This window comes from Colwellia sp. BRX10-4, from assembly GCF_014077465.1.
In the GTDB taxonomy this organism is placed as follows: Bacteria; Pseudomonadota; Gammaproteobacteria; order Enterobacterales; family Alteromonadaceae; genus Colwellia_A.
On the sequence record NZ_JACGVZ010000010.1, the window covers coordinates 64,577 to 81,243 of the forward strand.

13 protein-coding genes and 1 pseudogene are annotated in these 16,667 nt (G+C 38.3%); 4 read left to right on the forward strand and 10 right to left on the reverse strand.

Annotated features, from left to right (window positions below):
• The first annotated feature begins 142 nt into the window (after window positions 1–142).
• Window positions 143–1,177, forward strand: a pseudogene (locus H4J67_RS09990) (IS630 family transposase).
• Between the two features lie 760 nt (window positions 1,178–1,937).
• Here H4J67_RS09990 and H4J67_RS09995 read toward each other — a convergent pair.
• From H4J67_RS09995 to H4J67_RS21035, 9 genes are all read right to left on the reverse strand, one after another.
• Window positions 1,938–2,756, reverse strand: coding sequence for a DUF1338 domain-containing protein (locus tag H4J67_RS09995; RefSeq protein ID WP_182169182.1), 819 nt, complete (start codon window positions 2,754–2,756; stop codon window positions 1,938–1,940).
• A gap of 204 nt (window positions 2,757–2,960) precedes the next feature.
• Window positions 2,961–4,430, reverse strand: a complete 1,470-nt coding sequence (gene astD / locus H4J67_RS10000) for a succinylglutamate-semialdehyde dehydrogenase (protein ID WP_182169184.1) — start codon at window positions 4,428–4,430, stop codon at window positions 2,961–2,963.
• A gap of 125 nt (window positions 4,431–4,555) precedes the next feature.
• Window positions 4,556–5,572: an arginine N-succinyltransferase gene (gene astA, locus H4J67_RS10005; protein ID WP_182169186.1), complete on the reverse strand. Its 1,017-nt coding sequence runs from the start codon at window positions 5,570–5,572 to the stop codon at window positions 4,556–4,558.
• 105 nt (window positions 5,573–5,677) lie between these two features.
• Entirely contained in the window at window positions 5,678–6,892 is a 1,215-nt protein-coding gene (locus tag H4J67_RS10010; protein ID WP_182203608.1) for an aspartate aminotransferase family protein, read from the reverse strand.
• Between the two features lie 335 nt (window positions 6,893–7,227).
• Complete coding sequence (locus H4J67_RS10015) at window positions 7,228–8,373, reverse strand: HDOD domain-containing protein (protein ID WP_182203610.1); 1,146 nt, start codon at window positions 8,371–8,373, stop codon at window positions 7,228–7,230.
• 115 nt (window positions 8,374–8,488) lie between these two features.
• Window positions 8,489–9,073 carry an aminodeoxychorismate/anthranilate synthase component II gene (locus H4J67_RS10020; protein WP_182169192.1) on the reverse strand — a complete coding sequence of 195 codons (585 nt, stop codon included), beginning with the start codon at window positions 9,071–9,073 and terminating at the stop codon, window positions 8,489–8,491.
• Window positions 9,074–9,268: 195 nt separating this feature from the next.
• Window positions 9,269–9,787 (reverse strand): hypothetical protein, encoded by a 519-nt coding sequence (locus H4J67_RS20565; protein WP_259368550.1) that lies wholly within the window; start codon window positions 9,785–9,787, stop codon window positions 9,269–9,271.
• A gap of 20 nt (window positions 9,788–9,807) precedes the next feature.
• Entirely contained in the window at window positions 9,808–10,491 is a 684-nt protein-coding gene (locus H4J67_RS20570; RefSeq protein ID WP_259368551.1) for an alginate export family protein, read from the reverse strand.
• A 496-nt stretch (window positions 10,492–10,987) separates the two neighbouring features.
• Complete coding sequence (locus tag H4J67_RS21035; protein ID WP_182203611.1) at window positions 10,988–12,166, reverse strand: MOSC N-terminal beta barrel domain-containing protein; 1,179 nt, start codon at window positions 12,164–12,166, stop codon at window positions 10,988–10,990.
• Window positions 12,167–12,333: 167 nt separating this feature from the next.
• Between H4J67_RS21035 and mpl the strand changes: the two genes are divergently transcribed.
• Complete coding sequence (gene mpl, locus H4J67_RS10035) at window positions 12,334–13,725, forward strand: UDP-N-acetylmuramate:L-alanyl-gamma-D-glutamyl-meso-diaminopimelate ligase (protein WP_182203613.1); 1,392 nt, start codon at window positions 12,334–12,336, stop codon at window positions 13,723–13,725.
• A 2-nt stretch (window positions 13,726–13,727) separates the two neighbouring features.
• Window positions 13,728–14,345, forward strand: a complete 618-nt coding sequence (locus tag H4J67_RS10040) for a flavin prenyltransferase UbiX (RefSeq protein WP_182203615.1) — start codon at window positions 13,728–13,730, stop codon at window positions 14,343–14,345.
• Here H4J67_RS10040 and H4J67_RS10045 read toward each other — a convergent pair.
• Window positions 14,317–14,526 carry a hypothetical protein gene (locus H4J67_RS10045; protein WP_182203617.1) on the reverse strand — a complete coding sequence of 70 codons (210 nt, stop codon included), beginning with the start codon at window positions 14,524–14,526 and terminating at the stop codon, window positions 14,317–14,319. The genes H4J67_RS10040 and H4J67_RS10045 overlap by 29 nt on opposite strands.
• A 95-nt stretch (window positions 14,527–14,621) precedes the next feature.
• Here H4J67_RS10045 and H4J67_RS10050 point away from each other — a divergent pair, with 95 nt between their 5' ends.
• The gene (locus tag H4J67_RS10050; RefSeq protein WP_220471632.1) at window positions 14,622–16,562 is read left to right on the forward strand and encodes an alkaline phosphatase D family protein; all 1,941 of its coding nucleotides are present in this window, start codon (window positions 14,622–14,624) and stop codon (window positions 16,560–16,562) included.
• Window positions 16,563–16,667 lie beyond the last annotated feature (105 nt).

A 16,667-nucleotide genomic window follows, 5' to 3' on the forward strand; every position in this document is an offset into this window, starting at 1 on the left:
CCGAGAAGTGATCGGAATCGATGGTATTAGGTGATCGCGATGCATGAGAATATGCACTCCAACCCACAACTTTACGGGAGTATATACCTGTGATCATCGTAGACGCTTGATTTTATCTTCAATGAGGATCATGCTAGTCACAATGAAAATGATACTGACTAGCCTCCAAAAAAAAGCACTCAAAATTCAACACGATAAAACACGTGATGGTCGAGTACGTGACCACATCAAGTCAGTTATCCATGCGAGTAATGGTTGGAGTTTTGAGGAAATTGCTGAAGCACTACTTATTCCCGAAACAATCGTTCGACAGCACATAAAATATTATATTCACTCATATAAATTAAAGCCTGAAAATGGCGGTTCGATAAGTCAATTATCAATAGAGCAAACACAACAGCTCGTTAAGCATTTAGCTCAAGTGACTTATTTACATACTCATCAAATTTACAGTTATATCAAACAGATTTACGACATCGTTTATTCAGTGCTAGGCTTGAATAAATGGCTACATAAAAACGGATTTAGTTATAAACAGCCCAAGGGGGTGCTTCATAAATTTGACACAGAAAAACAAGAGGCCTTTATTGTGAAATATAAAGAGGTCAAAACCTCATTAGTACAGAAGGATGTTTTATTCTTTATGGATGCTGTTCATTCAACACAAGCCACTAAAGTAAGTTGTGGATGGATACTAACTGGCGTTGATAAAATAATTAAAACCACAGGCAGTCGAACCCGACTAAATATTGTTGGTGCAATTAGGCTAGGCCATCTATCAGATACAATTACAGCACAGTATAAAGCGGTAAATGGTGAATAAATCATAGATTTTTTCGATCAGACCAGAGCGTTTTATGCGGATAAGGAAAAAATCAGTTTAGTATCGGATGGTGCAGGATATCATCGCTCTCAAACAGTAAAAGATAAAGCTGCAAAGGAGTTAGGCATAATTCTTCATTATCTACCTACTTACAGTCCTAATTTGACCCCGATAGAGCGGCTATGGAAAGTCATGAATGAAAAAGTGAGAAATAACCAATATTATGCCACGGCAAAAGCATTCAGGCGAAATATAGATAAATTCTCTGATGCTATCCTGCCAAAGATTGGTGCTAATTCGAATGGTAGAATTAATGACAATTTTCAGCTGTTCAGCCAAGTATCTTCAAGTTGATTTTGTTTTTTTTCTGTGGTTAATTGAAAAGATCAGCGTATTGATCTCCTTCTTAATGTGTTTAGCATAATACTTATTGCCACTAAATTTAGCGATGTGTTTGATTAACACAATCATTTATTCATGGATATGACCATCAGTACTATTATCTTTATATCTTGATAAGTATAGTAATTATTACTTTTAATACTTACGACTTTACACTCCATCTCAAGGCGTTTTACTTGCGCTTTAATTTTCTGATTTCTTCCTAACGTGTGTCAGTTTGCTGTTGCCGCGCAAAGGGGGCCCATCATAACTATCCGCTTGTGTGATCGAATGAGCAAGCATATTGGTATCAACGTTTCGATTTATAGCGGCTTCAGCTTGATGATGGTTTTTATCAAAGATTAAAACTATAGTGTCGATTTTAAATTTTTGTCTTCATTGCGTTTTTATAATGCAGGTTTAGGTGTTGTGACTTGAAATTTTGTTATATGAACATTTTTTTGCTATCAAATGTTGTGGTTAAGCCACAATACTGATGCCTTGAACTTGCAGTATTATTGGATATTTGACGAATACGAGAGAATGAATTATTAGCATTATGTTAAAAGATAATAAAAACTTAATCTCTGATGATTTGGCTATCAAACTGTATTACGCAGACAATAACCTGAAAAGCGGCCTTGAATCAATTTAGGATTGAATTTAAAGGCCGCGAAAAGATTTTATTTAAAACGGGTGATTATATAAAGTCTAGGATAGAGTAGTTTTGTAACTAAGCAGCGTTGGTACTTTCAAATATCTTATCTGCAGAAGCTGCAACAAAACCAGCATATAGCTCGCCAGAATTTAATGGGTATCGCTTAGCAAATTCATAAAAACAGCTAGGGATCTCTACTTCTCCATCTGAAAATTTAACAATAGCTTTATCTGCCATGGTCGACGATTGTTCAAGTTTAACGAGTGAGTCGCCTTTGATTTCACCGCCGTTAGTGTTTAATAAAAACCCACCTGCTTTAACGGCGCTATTTACCTTTTCAATAGTCGAAAAGTTATCTAGGTGATTGATACTAACCGTAAAGTGGTTTGCACGGTAACCCCAAGCAGCCACCCAAGCAGCATATTCACTTTCTGCTAACAACGTTTGGTACTCTGCTTTGCTTACTTGCCAATGGGTACCAGAATACAAGAAACTACTCTGGGCAACCTTCTCATCGTCTATAGCACTAACCATTTTTTCGATAATGTTTTGAACATTAACTGAAAATTCTTTGACGCGTAACTCACTTATAAAAACTTTTGGCAAGCTAGCATCACTGTGTTCAAAATGTTTTGCATTAAGTTTTTTACTTGAAAAGTCATATTCACCAGAATATTTATAACCTAGCGCTATTAAGATAGCGGCTAATTTATCTAAATTTACCTTCGCACTATCAAAAGTTCGATAAGCAACATGATCGTTGATTAAATCGCCTCCTGAGCTAAGTAAGTGATGAATTTTATCGGCAGAAGGCGTAACTTCAATATAGTTTTGCCAAATGTTAGCGAACAAGTCAGTAACTTGCTGGTGTTGAATTGAATTAATATTTGTCATGTAAATATCCGTAGTAGGAGTTGGTAAAATTAGTGATTAATGAATAGTTAAAGAGAGGCGTTCATTTTAAAAGGATTTATGAAAATGCGAGTCACTACTAACTATTCAGGCTAAATGGCTAGATTTGATCTATATTCTTAAAAAAGCTGGGACGAAGCCCAGCTTTGATCATTAACTTATTAGCGTACATTGCTGTAAATGTGCCTAAATGCTTAAGCCTGGGCTTAATGTTGCTGGTAATGACACTTTAGGTGCTTCGACAGAGGCTACTGGGTAAGCACAGTAATCAGCTGCATAGAATGCACTTGCTCTATGATTACCACTTGCGCCAATACCACCAAATGGAGCCGCACTACTTGCGCCAGTAATCGGTTTATTCCAATTAACAATGCCTGCACGTATTCTACGGAAAAAGTGGTTATATAAATCTTCACTGTCACTTAATAAGCCAGCAGATAAACCAAATGAAGTATTGTTTGCTTCATTGATCGCCGCGTCGAAATCTGTGTAACGGTATACTTTTAATAACGGACCAAAATGCTCATCATCGGGCATAGCTTTAATCGATGTTACATCAACAATACCCGGAGAAATAAAACCTGTACCTACTTCTAAATGCTTCATTTCAACTAATGATTGTGCACCTAAATCTAGTAACTGTTGCTGTGCAGCAACAAGACTTAACGCTGCTTTTTCAGAAATCATTGAACCGATAAAAGGTTGTTCTTCATCGTCAAAATAACCTATTTTAATCGCTTTTGTCGCTTCAATAAGCTTTGTGATAATAGCATCACCTTGTTCGCCTGCTTCAATAAATAAGCGTCTTGAACAGGTACAACGCTGTCCTGTAGTAACAAAGGCTGATTGAATAATATCATGCACTACCGCTTTAACATCGCTAATATCTTTAACGATTAGTGGGTTATTTCCACCCATTTCTAAAGCTAAGATTTTACCGGGTTGGCCGCCAAATTGTTCATGTAATAAATGGCCAGTATTTGAACTGCCGGTAAAAAACAAACCATCGATTTGTGGATGTGAAGCAAGCGCTTTGCCTGTTTCAACTTCACCTTGTACGAGATTTATGACACCGTTTGGTAAACCCGCCTGTAACCAAAGTTTTAAGGTTTCTTCAGCAACTTTTGGTGTTAATTCACTTGGTTTAAATACAACCGTGTTACCCGCTATTAATGCAGGAACAATATGACCGTTAGGTAAATGACCAGGGAAGTTGTAAGGACCAAAAATGGCAACAACACCATGAGGCTTATGACGTATCATTGCTTTTGCGCCAGGCATTGGGTTTTCAACAGTACCCGTTCGCTCATTGTTTGCTTTGACAGAAATCGCTATTTTACCCATCATAGCGCCAACTTCTGTACGGGTTTCCCAAAGAGGTTTACCTGTTTCTTCGGCTATGGTTATTGCCAGATTTTCTTTGTTCTCGCCAAGAAGTACAGCAAATTTTTCAGCAATAGCAATACGTGCCTCTAGGCTCATGTCTGCCCATGACTCAAACGCCGCTCTCGCACTTTTTACCGCAATATCAACTTGTTCTTTAGAAGCAGACTTTCCCTGCCAAATAACTGTGTTTCTTGCTGGGTTTAACGAGCTAACATCGTGACCTAAACCTGCTTGCCACTGACCATTAATTAATTGTATTGCTTTTGACATTTTTCTGTCCTTATACTTTGCGACGTTACCAGGTGATATGAATAAATCACCTAATGAACTAATTATTATTTCACTGCGCGCTGCTCAGTGAAATAAAATGATTGCTTAGAGAATCAAGGTTTACTTTAATTGCGAACTAAGCGTACAAAATCACCTTCATTTACATGCAGTGCTTTAGCGATATCGTCTGACATTAACACCTGTTCAGCAGTTGCTCTTAGCGATACCTTCGCTTGAACCGCTCTAAAACCTGCAACTTTTGTGTTACAAATAATAAAATTAGCTTTATCATCTGTCTCACCAATAATGACTTGATACTTGCCACTATTTCGGATTGTTTTAACTTTGGCTGTTTGTGCTTCAACCGTGGGGCCGCCATCAAAGATGTCAACGTATCCGCGGCGGGCAAAACCTTCGGCTTCTAATAATCGCAAGGCAGGTAATGTCTTAGGATGAACTTCGTTAATCACTTTTTGTGCATCTTTGCTTAATAAACTGACATAGATAGGATGCTTTGGCATTAACTCAGCGATAAAGACTTTTTTACCAATACCGGTTAAGTAATCGGCTGTTGGAAAGTCCATCGAAAAGAAATGCTCTTCTAACCAATTCCAAAAAGGAGAGCGTCCTTCTTCATCAGATATACCTCGCATCTCAGCGATAACTCTGTCTGCAAAGCGCTCCTGATGTTCAGCCATAAACAAAAAGCGACAACGAGACAGAAAACGGCCATTTTTATTTTTTCGGTGACTCTCACCCAAAAACAAAGTACAAATTTCAGATGCACCCGTGTAGTCATTACACAGTGACAATGTTTCTACGGTATTATAAATGCCTAACTCACGAGAGTTATGGACGACTTTACCTAAATGATAATGGTAAAAAGCATCTTCTAAACCTACAGCGGCTTCAATTCCACTTGTACCAACAACCTGGCCTGTATCAGTATCTTCCATTACAAACAGATAACCTTCGTTAGACGGGTGCGACACATCTTTATCGAAAGAATACTCAGAATGGGCGATACGTTGCTTTAATAAGCCTTCATTGACAGGTAGTGATGTAAAACCGTGTCCTGATTCTATCGCAATACGATGTAAAGAGTCATAATCGCTCGCTTGAATAGGGCGTATAATAATCATAGAAAGATCTCATTTTTTACAAAGAAAAATGAAATTGCAGTCATTTTAGAAAAATAACTACAATTTCAACGGTATAATTGTTTTATTAAGGTAATTTAACAATGACTATTTTGCTAGTTTAGCAACAGCTTTTTCAAAACGCGCTAAGCCTTCATCAATATCAGCATCTGGAATAACTAATGAAGGAGCAAAACGAATAATGTTTGCGCCAGCAACTAAGGTCATAACACCTTCTTCTAAAGCTGCGTTTAAAAAGTCTTTTGCTTTGCCATGATACTGCTCGGTTAGTACCGCACCAATTAACAAGCCTTTACCACGAATTTCTTTAAATACTTTGTGCTTAGCGTTAATTGCGTTTAAACCTGCAACGTAGCGTTTTGCTTTTTCTTTTACACCATTTAGAATTTCTGGCGTATTAACCGTATCAAATGCAGCTTCAGCTACAGCACAGGCTAATGGGTTACCACCATAAGTACTGCCGTGAGTACCTATTTTAAGGTGTTTAGCAAGTTCGGTTGTTGTTATCATCGCGCCGATTGGAAAACCACCACCTAATGCTTTTGCGGTTGTTAAAATATCTGGTACAACATTTACACCCATATAAGCATATAAATCGCCAGTACGGCCAACACCTGTCTGCACTTCATCAAAGATTAGTAAAGCGTTATGTTGATCACAAAGTTCACGAACACCTTCAATGAACTCTTGTGTCGGAGAAACTAAACCACCTTCACCTTGTAATGGTTCAATCATTATGGCACAAGTTTTATCAGACATAATTGCTTTTAGTGCTTCTAGATCGTTGTAATCAACGTGATCTATATCACCAGGCTTAGGGCCAAAACCATCTGAATAAGCTTTTTGTCCACCGACAGTAACGGTAAAGAAAGTACGGCCATGAAAACCTTGATTAAATGCAATAATTTGTGTTTTGCCTGCGCCATGAACGTCAAGTGCCCAGCGACGAGCTAACTTAAGGGCTGCTTCATTTGCTTCAGCGCCCGAGTTAGCAAAGTAAACTTTATCTGCAAAAGTATGATCAACCATTTTTTTAGCTAAACGTAAAGCGGGTTCATTCGTCATTACGTTTGATAGGTGCCAAATTTTATCAGCTTGTTCTTTTAATGCGCCAACCAAAGCTGGGTGACAATGGCCTAAACAGTTAACAGCAATACCGCCAGCAAAATCAATAAATTCACGGTCTTGTTGATCCCAAACACGAGAGCCTTTACCACGTACAGGGATAACCGTTGACGGCGCATAGTTAGGTACCATTACGTCATCAAATAATTTACGGTCTACAGGAAAATGGTTAGTCATTGTTCACACCTCTAGTTATTAAACACTGCTGTGCAGTGTATCTTGGCATTACCGCAAAATAGCTCAGCAGGTAAAAACCTTATATTAGTTTATTTTTCAGCAAACATAAAAATGGTGAAGCTAAAAATTAGGCGCTAAGTATGACAGAGAAAACAAGTACTGTCTTGCTCAAAATGACTGCAGACCTTGTAAAACAAAGGCTTGCCATGTTTTATTCAGTATAGATGCATAACTATATAAAGAGAGTTTTATAGGCTTACTAACGGAATTGCTCGTTAGGTAACGAACACAGTGCGTTATTAACAATAGGTAAACTTTTCATAATTAATCAAAAATTATTTAAAATTTAATTTTATGTGATCAATGTCGCTTTTCTTTAACAAATTGATCTCTTGAGGCGTGATTCGCACTGTTGTTAACAGTAACTTAGCTTCATCATTACTGATTAAATCATCTTTAGCTAAGCTTCTAAAAGCAACATACGCTTTTGCTTTGGTGACTATTTGCGCTAGTGGGCACATTTTTTCTAATGTTTCTGTATAGGCAAGATCAAATATAGCTTCGGTAATTTGCAAGCGGTCTAGACGCATCAACTCCACTAAATCTGCAGATATCTTGCTACTGCGTGTTATTAGCTGTTCAATTAATAAGTCCGGCGAAGCGTCAAAGGCAGCTAATGTATCATGAAGTTTTTTATCTTTATTCTCGTAAGCAGCTTTTAACTCTGCGGTATGTAATTCACTGTAAGTCGTTAAAAAGCAGCGAGAAACAGCGATTAGTCCTAGGTGACTAAACATGCCTGCAGCAAAAGCCGAAAATTCATCCATGCCTGCTTTTTTAGCCAATACGGAGGAAGACATGGCAACAGCCAAACTGTCATTCCAAAGTTTTCTTTTCATTGACGTGTAAGGAGCCGTGCTATTAGGTAACCAATGCTTGAGCATAAAGGTTGGCATGACTAACTTTAAATTGTCTAAGCCGATATAACTTAATGCTAAACTTGCGTCAGTAACTTGGACATCGGCCCGTTTACGATACTGTGGTTTATTAACCAGATTAATTAGCTCATTGGCTAACCAAGGCAATGATTTAGCTAAAGGAATAATACGATTAATCGAAGCGGCGCGCACTGACAATATCTCCATAATACTGGGAATGGCATCTTCAATTTTTAATATTTTATTGTAGAGATTTTCTTTGTTATCAAATTTTTTGTTTACTTCAGTGGTCACATGGGTAAAAAATTTAGCCATGACTTGCTCAGTAAAAAAACTTTCTCCGTGGGCCTGAATGATTTTATTTTTATTTGCTTCTTCTTCAACCGCAAGTAATTCTCTGCGGCGATTAGCTTGTTCGCTGTTTTGATGGACAGCAACAGACACTTTTCCACTTTGTTTTTCAGCAAAGCCTTTACTGATCATTAAGCTCATCGCTCTTTTATAAATTGGCGCGACTAAGTCGTTGTTTTCAAATATCTGCATGAGCTAATAGGGTGTTTTCCAATAAAGTTGAACTTGAATAGTCTTTATCGGCGACCTACACAAAAGTATGAATGATAACAAGTGAGGGTGATCGCCTGACGCTAATTTTCTTGTTTTATCTGCAGTGAGTAATAAAGTTCTTCAGCAACATCATGCCTTGTTCAGTTAAAATCGATTCAGGATGAAACTGTACACCTACAATAGGCAATTTTTTATGGGCTAAGGCCATAATTTCATTGTTTTTACCCTGTTCATCTTTGCTCCAAGCCGTTACTTCAAGGCAATCAGGCAAAGTGTCTTTATTAACAATTAATGAATGATAGCGAGTCACAGTTAAAGGGTTATTTAACTGATGGAATAAGCCACTTTCGTTATGTTTTATTCTGCTTGTTTTCCCATGCATCACGACAAGTGCTTTTTCAATACTTGCACCAAAGTGTTGAGCAATACACTGATGACCTAAGCAAACCCCTAAAATTGGCACTTTACCAGCAAAGTGTTTAACTATCTCTAATGATAATCCCGCTTCATTTGGAGAACATGGACCTGGAGAAATAACAATATGCTGGGGTGATAATACCCTAATTTCAGCTAAAGTTATTTGGTCATTTCGCGCAACGACGACCTCTTGCCCTAATGCTTGGAAGTAGTGTACTAAATTAAAAGTAAAAGAGTCGTAATTGTCGAGCATTAATAACAAAATAGTCCCTCGGGTAGGAAGATAATAAACGCGGCTATTCTAATCGCTCGTCATTGACAATTCATTATATATTTTTACTTTGCTGCTTTACTGTTGTTTTTGTTGGTTTTTTAATAACATAACAGGCACCCCAGATAAAAAAGGCTGATACTTATGTAACAGCCTTTAATTAATATGATGTTCAAGCGTAAGTTTCTAGAACTTAGTTGCAACTTGTATCCATAGTTTGCTGGTATCCCTACTCAATTCATCAGCACTGTAATGGGCAAACTTTACCAGTAAGTCGTAATCCTTTTTAAAGGTATAGGCAGCGACAAGATCTAATTCTGTACCATAATCTATATTGCCTTCATTTGACGATAGGTCATGGAATGTTGCCGCTAACTTAACTCCGGCCAATTTTGTTTTAACGCAAATGTATGTATCTTCAACACCATTTGGCATGCCAGTACTGCTACCAGTATTTAAGAATTTATCTGAAAAGCCTTGGAATTTATGTAAGGTCGCAAAAGGTGTGCTAAATGCTGCTTTAGCGTTATCACTGCCTAAAACCTCAATGCCTGCTAGTAATGTAACTTGACCTAAGTCAGTCGCTATCTCAGCATTGTAATTTACGGCGTTATCACCGGCGTCGCTTTGTATCGCTGCACTTAAGTTAACACTTACCGCGCCAAATTTACCCTTGTAAAGTGCGCCGACGGTACTTGAAGACATTGCATGTGCTCTATCAAAGTCTAATACATAAGCAAATGCTGATATTTTGTGTCCGTATTTATTTTGTAGGTAGCATTCGCAAAATGAAACGCACCTGAAAGATCGTCACCTTTTTTGTCATCGCCAAAAATGCGGTTTGCGTTATAGATGTAGCTGTAATCCAGGGAAAGTGTAGCGCTTGCGGTATATTCAATTCGGTAACCGTCATAGGTTTGTTCATTTTGACGCCAGCCAACACCACCAATAAAACGCTGGTTATTATGTAAAATACGTTGGCGACCAGCTGTTAATTTTACTTTTCCGCTACGGTATTGTAAAAAAGCCTGGTTAACGTCGGTTATTTCAGGGTCAGCAACAACAGCATCACTGCCAGAGTAATCAAAGGTTAAGTCATTATAATCATCAACAATGGCGGTTACATTATCAACCTCAAGGCCTAGCGACCAGCTTTTATAATCACCTGTTTGTAGGGTCAGGCGAGACTTTACTGTTAACGCTGTTGCATCTTTATCTGTGGCGCCATTTGCGCCGTCTTCATCAACACCTTCATAGTGGGCGCGTAAACTCAGCTTTACTTTACTGTCTGTAAGTGCTTTTTTAATACCTGAATTGATTGGCGCATCGTCTGCCATTGCAAAAGGTGCAGAAATAATAGAGCTGGCAATTAAAGCCAGTGATAATTTTTTTTTAGTAAATTTCATCATGTATATCCTATCTGTTTTTATGTATGTTTCTTGCGGCTCGATACACGTTATTGCGAGCCAATGAGGAGGTCACACACAGTGAAGTTATTTAATGTGGTTAAGTTTTTATTTCTTGAGAACTCATTAATGGGCTGATTTTGTCACTTTGCTAAAATGCAAAGTTTGATTTAAATCAAGTTGTCATTTGTCTAATGGTGCAGCTGTTTTATTTTTGATTTACATCAAACATCAGCGTGATACTGCTAGAGGGGATTAAAAGTAGAATGATAAAATGCTAGATATATAGCAGATAAAATATAGTAAAGAGGATTGAATTATCTCAGCGCTAAAGTAAAGCATATCCGCTTATTAAAGCTTGTTCATAGATGGTGAGTTATAAAAAAAGGCGAGCCGTTAAAAAGTGAACGGTATCAACTGCAGCTCACTTTAGTCACGTTAGGCTATATGTATCGAAGGTTTATCGGGTATTATTCTTTTTAATAAGAGCCGTTGCTTATTATTTTTTTGCTAGCACTAAGTCTGATTGTGGCACTGAGCTACAAGCTAAAACAAAGCCTTGCTCTTTCTCGTCGTCACTTAAACCGTCGTTAGCTAATTGTCTAACATCACCATCTATTAGTTTTATTTTACAACGACCACACATGCCACCACGACATGAATAGGGTAGTAGCATTCCTGCTGACTCACCTTGTTCTAAAATAGAGTCTTTTGTGTTACCAATAACGTTTTTGTTCCATGACTCAAAGTTTAAATTAACTTTTCCTTTACGCATTTTTTTTGGCTCCTTGTTAACACTGGCTTGTGTAGGCGTTTTTTTGTTAGCTGCTTTTTTTGTTGGCTTGGGTATAAATATAGGTGGATTTTGCTTCTTTAAAATAAAAATTTCATCACTTTGCTCAATACTCCCTTGATTAAGTGCAATTAAATTTTGCCCAAACATCACATCTCCACTAGCCACTTGTCGGTAGTTTATTAAGGTTGTTAGCGGTTCTTGCTGTGGATGATTTTCGGCATTGTTAGGGTTCACTGTAGTGAAAATGCAACGAGAACAAGGCTTGGTTACTTCAAATTCAACCTCGCCAATACGAATATGCTGCCAAGTGTCTTCGGCGTAGGCATCGCAGAGGTTAGCCACAATATTAGGTCTAAATTGTTTCATGGTAATCGCAGGGATTGATTGTTGAATTAGCCGGTTATTTAAATCATCGAGTGATGCCTGAGAGGTAAGTAATAGTGGATAACCGTCAGCAAAAGCGATTTTTTTATGGCTTTTGCTAACTAAACGCTGTGATTTGTGACCAAAATAAAGAAGTTGGCAAGGTTTTTTTAGGAATTGGCTGAACCATAAGTCAAAATTTTCATGGCCATACTGTGCTTGTATATCATCTTGCCATACCGTTACTTTTTTATAGGTGGGTGACAATTCTTGATAAAGTACATGCAGCGCTGGCATATCTGGAGCGGTTAATATTAAGCCCTGTACAGATAAATTAACCTTAATAAGGCAAAGTGTTGGTTCAGTGCGAGCGGTTATAAATTGGCCATTTTTATCTGTTATGACAAAGCGGCGGTCAAGGCTCAAGCCCAAGTCATCAACCCAACTAGTCGATAATGAGATACCAGCAGCCGATTTAATCGGGTAAATATGAAGTGATTGTAGTGAAGGTGATCGCACGTCGCATCCTTTAATTTAGTATGGCTATGCATACTTACTAAATTAACAAGGCATTGCAATGCCTTTTTACTTTCTTATCAGGTATATTATCAGAGATTATTTTGATCTTATTTTTATTACTGGTTGCCACAGCAATGCCAAGGTAACCAAGCTTTAACGGACATAACATGCATATTCACATTTTAGGTATTTGCGGCACATTTATGGGCGGTATAGCCGCTATTGCAAAACAGCTGGGGCATCGTGTTTCAGGTTGCGATGCTAATGTTTATCCGCCAATGAGCACACAACTTGAACAATTAGGTATTGAGTTAAAACAAGGCTACTTAACAGAACATTTAAAAGATGAACCTGATTTAGTGATTGTTGGCAACGCCATGTCACGCGGCAATGTTATGGTTGAATATGTACTCGATAGAAATATCGCCTACACGTCTGGCCCGCAGTGGTTATTAGATAATGTTTTAAAAGACCGTTGGGTCATCGCTATTTCGGGTACTCATGGCAAAACTACCACCAGCTCTATGGTTGCCTGGATCCTAGAGTATGCTCATATGAAACCAGGTTTCTTAATTGGCGGTGTACCACAAAATTTCGATTGTTCTGCACGTTTAGGTGACGCCCCCTTTTTTATCATTGAAGCCGATGAATACGATACCGCCTTTTTTGATAAGCGCTCTAAGTTTGTTCATTATCGTCCGCGCACCTTAGTGATTAATAACATGGAGTTTGATCACGCTGATATTTTTAATGACTTGTCTGATATACAACGCCAATTTCATCATCTTATTCGTATGGTGCCAAGTAACGGCCTAGTATTGTCACCTAAAAATGAATCAGCCATCACTGAAACTTTAGCACAAGGTTGCTGGACACCCACCGAATTTAGTGTCGACAATGAATTTAGTAAAGCTGGCTGGTATGCAGAAAAGCTTACTGGCGATGGTAGTGAGTTTATTGTCTACTTTAAGGATGAAATACAAGGCACCGTAAAATGGAATTTGATTGGTGATTTTAATATCGATAACGGTTTAATGGCTATTGCCGCTGCTCGACATGCCGGCGTTCCTAGCCATGTTGCTATTGATGCACTGGCCGAGTTTATTAATACCAAAAGGCGTTTAGAGCTGCGCGGTGAAGTAGGCAAGGTGCGTGTATTTGATGACTTTGCCCATCACCCTACCGCTATTGCTAAAACGTTAGCCGGTGTTCGAGCTAATGTAAGTGCTAACGGTGAGGGCGATCAATCATGTCGGGTAATCGCGGTATTAGAACCAAGATCAAACACCATGAAATCAGGTGTTCATAAAGACACTCTCCCAGCATCATTAGCACAAGCAGACGTTGTCTATTTATTTCAAGATGAGCAAGTGCAATGGTCGGTAAATACACTGATTAAAGAATGCCGACAGCCGTGTTTTGTTGAAACAGATATCGATGTTTTAGTGAGTCATATCGTTAACAACTCACAAGCAGACGATACTATCGTCGTGATGAGTAATGGTGGATTTGGCAACATTCACCAAAAAATATTAGATCAATTAGCAAATAAAGGATAGTTATGAACGAGTTTAGAGAAAAAATTACTGTCGCAATTACTGGCGCATCTGGTGCTCCCTATGCATTAAGATTAATCGAATGTTTAGTGGCGGCGAATGTACAAATTTATGTTTTATGTTCAAGCGCAGCACGGGTTGTTCTTGACACAGAAGTTGGCGTTAAAATACCGGGCTCCCCTGACGGTGCCACTCAATTTCTCAGTGAAAAATTTAAAGCAAAACCTTCACAAATCACAGTCTTTGGCAAAGAACAATGGTTCTCCCCCGTGGCTTCAGGTTCTGCAGCCCCTAAAAAAATGATTGTCTGTCCTTGTTCAACTGGCACATTAGCTGCTATTACCTTAGGTATGAGTGACAACTTGATTGAGCGTGCCGCCGATGTTGTTATTAAAGAAAGAGGCCAGTTGATTTTAGTGGTACGAGAATCACCTTTTTCTACTATACACTTACAAAATATGCTGACACTTTCACAAATGGGCGTTACTGTCATGCCAGCGGCACCTGGCTTTTATCATCACCCCAAGTCGATTAATGATTTAATTGATTTTATGGTAGGCAGAATGTTAGACCATTTAGGTGTTGAACAAGCGATTATTCCGCGCTGGGGGTATCAGCTTTAATGTTTGCTTGTGGTGTTTGGCTGTTATGCTCTGTTTTACAATTGGGATCGATCTCTTTGCGGTGAATATCGCAAGGAGTTGATTGACCATTAATTATAATTTTTTGTTGACCATTGCTCATTGATACAGAGCCACAAGAAAATAAAAAAAGTATCAGTGTAAAAAGTAACATTGTTTTCATATTTATTGCTCACCACTAGTTGTAAAGTCAGTATGGCTTAATTAGTCTAGCTTCGAACAGTTTTTTAAGTCAGTTGAATGCTTTAAATTTTGATATTGAGAGGACTTACTATTAAAAATGTCACTGTTTTACCCGCGATCGTCGCTGGTCCAATATTAAGACATTGCGATACCAAGCAAGTAAATTTTTGGTTAGTGACCTCTCAAGACTATGCCATTAACTGTTGTATTAATCGCCTTGATAATGGCGACTCTATCTTAAGTCGCCGGTTAACAAGTGATGATCTTCAACAGATTCGTATAGGTACGCACGCTTTTATTAACTTAATTACGTTATCGCCAGATGATATATTTCCTGAAAATACCCTACTGACCTATGACTTTACCTTGAGCTGTTCTATAGGACATAGCAAAACATTAGTCGGCGTAATTCCTGACTTAGTCTATGACAATCAACAATTACCCACTTTTATCATAAAAAGTAAGATCAATAAAATTTTACATGGCTCTTGCCGAAAACCACACTTTGACGGTGAAGATGCCCTAATACAGGTTGACGACACCATTTGTCAAAGTGGATTGTCCATTGAAGAGCGCCCCGCTTTATTAATGATGTCAGGTGACCAAATATACGCTGATGATGTCGCTGGACCTATGCTAGTCGCTATTCATCAAGTCATTGAGCAGCTGGGGCTTTACAAGGAAAGTTGGCACGATGACAGTGACAATCAGCAATTAACAAGCTCGAGTGAAACGCTCTTTAATAGTCAGCATTGTTACTACCAACGAGCAAACATTTTACCCCACCACACGGCTAACCGTTCAGTACTGGATCAAATACTTGGCGCCCGTAAAACCCCAATTTTTACTGCAGTTAATGTTAAGAATCATTTAATTACTTTATCTGAAGTTATGGCAATGTATTTACTGGTTTGGTCACCAGCGTTGTGGGCGATCACTGATTTAAAGCGCAATAAAGTCTCTGAAAAGTTTCAAACACAATACCAGCAAGAACTGTTGGTCATTAACAACTTTGTTAAAGGTTTACCTGCTGTTAGACGAGCTTTAGCACATATTCCAACGTACATGATATTTGACGATCATGATGTTACCGATGATTGGAATTTAACCCGAGGTTGGGAAGAGGCGGCCTATAGTCATTCATTCTCAAAACAGATTATTGGTAATGCCCTCATTGGATATTATTTGTGTCAAGGGTGGGGCAATGCGCCTGAAAAATTCCCTGACTTGATTAGAGAAACCCAAACGGTATTGAGTTCGCCTGGGGATTTAAACCACAGTGAACTTATTGATAAAATTCTTAAATGGGATGAATGGCATTATAGTTTAAATACCTCACCTAAAATCCTTGTATTAGATACACGTACCCAGCGATGGCGCTCTGAAAGTAATGCTGGTAAACCTTCTGGGTTAATGGACTGGGAGTCATTATCAGCCCTACAGCAAGCGTTAATCAATGAGCCTAATATTATTATGGTCTCTGCGGCACCTATTTATGGGGTTAAGTTGATTGAAACTATTCAGCGTATTTTTACTTTTTGGGGAAAGCCTTTAGCAGTAGATGCTGAAAACTGGATGGCACACTCTGGCACAGCTAATGTGATGTTAAATATTTTTAGACACAATAAAACACCACCTAACTTTATTATTCTTTCAGGAGATGTGCACTATTCTTTTGTTTATGAAGTGACTCACCGTTTTCGTCGTAGCAGCTCAAAAATATTACAAGTCACCTGTAGCGGTTTAAAAAATGAATTTCCAGCCACTTTATTACATACCTTAGAAAGGCTAAATAAATATTTGTATGCGACTTATTCACCGCTTAACTGGTTTACAAAAAGAAGGCGGATGAAGGTCCGTGTGAGAAGGCCTAATTACACTGACTCAGCTAACGACGTAACTTTATTTAATGGCAGTGGTATTGGCTTGTTAACCTTAAGCGAAGATAACCAAATCATCATCACAGAAATCATTACAACAAAAGGAAAAGTCGTTCGTTTTGAGCAACTCTTGTAATGTTGTAAAAAGCGACAAGCAACTTGAACTCAGCATTGAACAACTATTTGATTAGTTATTGATTAGTTGATACTTTATATTCAGTTTAGACATAAACGTTAATGT

Bases quoted from the DNA above. Each gene is read 5' to 3' on its own strand.
- H4J67_RS09995 (WP_182169182.1), bottom strand. From the start codon at position 2,756: ATGACAAATATTAATTCAATTCAACACCAGCAAGTTACTGACTTGTTC.
- astD (WP_182169184.1), bottom strand. From the start codon at position 4,430: ATGTCAAAAGCAATACAATTAATTAATGGTCAGTGGCAAGCAGGTTTA.
- astA (WP_182169186.1), bottom strand. From the start codon at position 5,572: ATGATTATTATACGCCCTATTCAAGCGAGCGATTATGACTCTTTACAT.
- H4J67_RS10010 (WP_182203608.1), bottom strand. From the start codon at position 6,892: ATGACTAACCATTTTCCTGTAGACCGTAAATTATTTGATGACGTAATG.
- H4J67_RS10015 (WP_182203610.1), bottom strand. From the start codon at position 8,373: ATGCAGATATTTGAAAACAACGACTTAGTCGCGCCAATTTATAAAAGA.
- H4J67_RS20565 (WP_259368550.1), bottom strand. From the start codon at position 9,787: ATGTCTTCAAGTACCGTCGGCGCACTTTACAAGGGTAAATTTGGCGCG.
- H4J67_RS20570 (WP_259368551.1), bottom strand. From the start codon at position 10,491: ATGATGAAATTTACTAAAAAAAAATTATCACTGGCTTTAATTGCCAGC.
- mpl (WP_182203613.1), top strand. From the start codon at position 12,334: ATGCATATTCACATTTTAGGTATTTGCGGCACATTTATGGGCGGTATA.
- H4J67_RS10040 (WP_182203615.1), top strand. From the start codon at position 13,728: ATGAACGAGTTTAGAGAAAAAATTACTGTCGCAATTACTGGCGCATCT.
- H4J67_RS10045 (WP_182203617.1), bottom strand. From the start codon at position 14,526: ATGAAAACAATGTTACTTTTTACACTGATACTTTTTTTATTTTCTTGT.